Raw genomic sequence first — 930 nt, 5'->3', positions numbered from 1 at the left:
GTAATCGTAACCAATAAGTGCCACATGTGCTGGTCTGTGCTCTGATATCTCGCGGGAGGGCTCACCTGTGATGGGCAAATCCAAACCTTTCTTGATGGTAATCATAAGCGAAAACTTAGTCCATAGTCTAAAACGATACCAGACGTCCTGTTTGGTACGACAGCAGTATTCCAAAAGCATTATGACAGACCATCATGCAGCAGCAGCCTAGGGCGGAGCTGTGATTGAGTGCCTTAAACATAACGCTTAAGTATTACTGCAAGTAAGAGTATTAACGCTGACCTTAGACTCCTTAACAACACGTTAACGTCTTATTCGAATTACCAAAGTGGCGACCGGCTACCAAGATGCATCATAAGTCTATCAAATAAAAGTAAACCTCTAAAACTAACTGCTTAGAGTGAGCACTTTAAAGTATAGATGAACCTACAATACGTTTTATTGAAATTTATAACATTGTCATACTAGTATCATGTGATTGAGTCTAAAACAGAAAAAACTCTCAGACGCAATATATGATAAGTTGATTAAAAACAAACCGATTAACGGAGGAGGATACAATTTTAAATCATACCCATCTATCGAAAATCAGGCTGTCATATCTTTATAGTTATGTCCTATTATAGCCAAACACGATCAATCTATGTAAAAGCTCAATAGGCATTGCTAAGATATAGAAACAAATACAAATTTACCTAGGATTATACGCTAAATTAACCTAAAATTGCCAGTTAGTAATTGAATTTATCTAATTGTAGTACCTAATTTAGCGGTCGAAACTTATAGTTATCAATCATCAAAAATACTCAGACGACTATAATAGTTTTAACTTAAAATATAAACTAAAGTTGTTCTTAGAGACAAATATTTGGTTAAGTGCATACTTTATAGTATTTTCTTCCTAATTATCAATTATTGTTGTTTCTGTTG

The 930-nt window shown here is 34.5% G+C and carries 1 protein-coding gene; it reads right to left on the bottom strand.

The genetic code is table 11. The features are described 5' to 3' along the window. Nucleotides 1–105, bottom strand: a 105-nt coding sequence (locus tag ACS8FD_RS17730) for a hypothetical protein (RefSeq protein WP_439276821.1), incomplete at its 3' end; no start/stop codon positions are given. Nucleotides 106–930 lie beyond the last annotated feature (825 nt).

It is taken from the genome of Psychrobacter sp. 1U2, assembly GCF_051847575.1.
The sequence above is the reverse complement of the archived record's forward strand: the minus strand, read 5'-3'. Positions and strand labels throughout refer to the sequence as shown.